The organism is Cellulomonas sp. P4_B5_2 (genome assembly GCF_056402235.1).
Window position 1 is genome coordinate 1 of record NZ_JBFUHU010000483.1, and the last position, 1,815, is coordinate 1,815.

At 71.5% G+C, this 1,815-nt stretch carries 1 protein-coding gene and 1 pseudogene; one reads left to right on the forward strand and one right to left on the reverse strand.

What is annotated here, in order from left to right; translation table 11 throughout:
* Nucleotides 1-943 (reverse strand): cytochrome ubiquinol oxidase subunit I (locus tag AC1DUQ_RS21395; protein WP_477074596.1); only part of this gene is annotated, 943 nt, incomplete at its 3' end.
* A 483-nt stretch (nucleotides 944-1,426) separates the two neighbouring features.
* Here AC1DUQ_RS21395 and AC1DUQ_RS21400 point away from each other — a divergent pair.
* A pseudogene (locus AC1DUQ_RS21400) lies at nucleotides 1,427-1,815 on the forward strand (ribonuclease E/G); the annotation flags it as partial.

The window sequence follows — 1,815 nt, forward strand, 5'->3', positions numbered from 1 at the left end:
CGCCCGGCAGGGGAGCGTTGAAGTCGCCGGTGGCCATGAACGAYGTGAGGCCGGGGATCTCGATGACGTGGTTGACGCCCTCGCAGGAGTTGCTCAGGTCGCCGATGGCCAGGATGGAGAACGGTGCGCCGCCCTCGGTCGTCTGGCACAGCGCCTCCGCCGACGACATCTTCATGGGCTGCTGGTCGAACATGAGCTTGGCCTGCCAGTCGCCCGACAGCGCCACGCCGACGCCCGACACGAGCATGACGATCACTCCGAGGACGACCGCGGGCCGGTAGACGTCGCGGGCCTTGTCGGCCTGTCCCGCGCGAACCAGCCGGACCATCCACCACGCGGCGATCCCGGCGACGAACGTGCCGGCGGTGAGGAACGCCGCGGCGATGGTGTGCGGGAACGCGGCGAGCACCGTGGGGTTGGACAGGACGGCGCCGATGTCGACCATCTCGGCGCGGCCCGTGGTCTCGTTGTAGATCGAGCCGACGGGGTGCTGCATCCAGGAGTTGGCCGCGAGGATGAAGAAGGCGGAGAGGTTGGTGGCGATCGCCACGGCCCAGATGCACGCAAGGTGGATCTTCTTGGGCAGCTTGTCCCAGCCGAAGATCCACAGGCCGAGGAACGTCGACTCGACGAAGAACGCGGCGAGCGCCTCCATGGCCAGCGGAGCGCCGAAGACGTCGCCGACGAACCGGGAGTACTCGCTCCACGCCATCCCGAACTGGAACTCCTGCACGATGCCGGTGGCCACACCGATCGCGAAGTTGATGAGCAGGAGCTTGCCGAAGAACTTGGTCAGCCGCAGCCAGCGCTCGTTGCCGGTCCGCACCCACGCGGTCTGCATGATCGCGACCAGCGGCGCGAGGCCGATGGTGAGCGGGACGAAGATGAAGTGGTAGACGGTCGTGATGCCGAACTGCCATCGAGCGACGTCGAGCGTGTCCACGGGCCCCTCCGGGGGTGCGAGGCGGTACGGCGGGTCGGGTCCGAGGGTGCCCACCGGGCCCGGGGTGTGACCGGGCCTGACGTGCGGACCTGGGGAAACGCTAGGACCACGACCAGTCTGCCCCTGGGACCAAGGTCCCGGAAGACGGCAGGCCGTCAGAAAGACCGGAGGGCGCGCCGGGCACCATCGGGACGCCGTGCGAGATGCCCTGTGCGATACTGACCACGGCTCCTTGGACGACCACACCGCCCCGGGACCCTTGAGCTCGCAGCACCAGCATGTCGTGCGTGCCAGCCGCCGCTCTGCCGCCCGCTGGTCCCCGATCGGGACCGACGGCTCCGGCGTCGCAGGCGATGGCGCCGACCGGGTGCAGCAGCCACGACCGCCGACTTTCCGTCGCCGCGCAGCACGCGTGCGACGACCGACCGACCGAGTGCCGCCGCGAGTGTGGGTGGCGTTGCTCGGTATCCAGGAGCACTTCGCGTGACCGACGAGAACACCCCCACCGCAGACGCGACGACGACCGCCGGGGGTGAGGCACCGCCCGCGGCCCCGCGCCGACGCCGCGCCACCCGCGTGACCGCCGCCCCGAGCACCGACGTCCCGGCCGACGCAGTCGTCACGGTCCCGGCCGTCGCCGAGCAGCCTGCCCCGGCAGCACCTGCCGAGGAGCCGGCACCCCCCGCTGAGCCGGTTGCCGCCGCGGCCCCCGCGAAGAAGTCCCGCCGGGTCACGCGCACCGTCGTCGCGACGCCCGTCGAGGACGCCCCGGCTCCCGTCGTCGAGACGCCCGAGCCCGTCGCCGAGCCGGAGACCGCCCCGGAGACCGCTCCAGAGAGCGCCCCGGTGGCCGAGGAGCCTGCCCCCAAGGC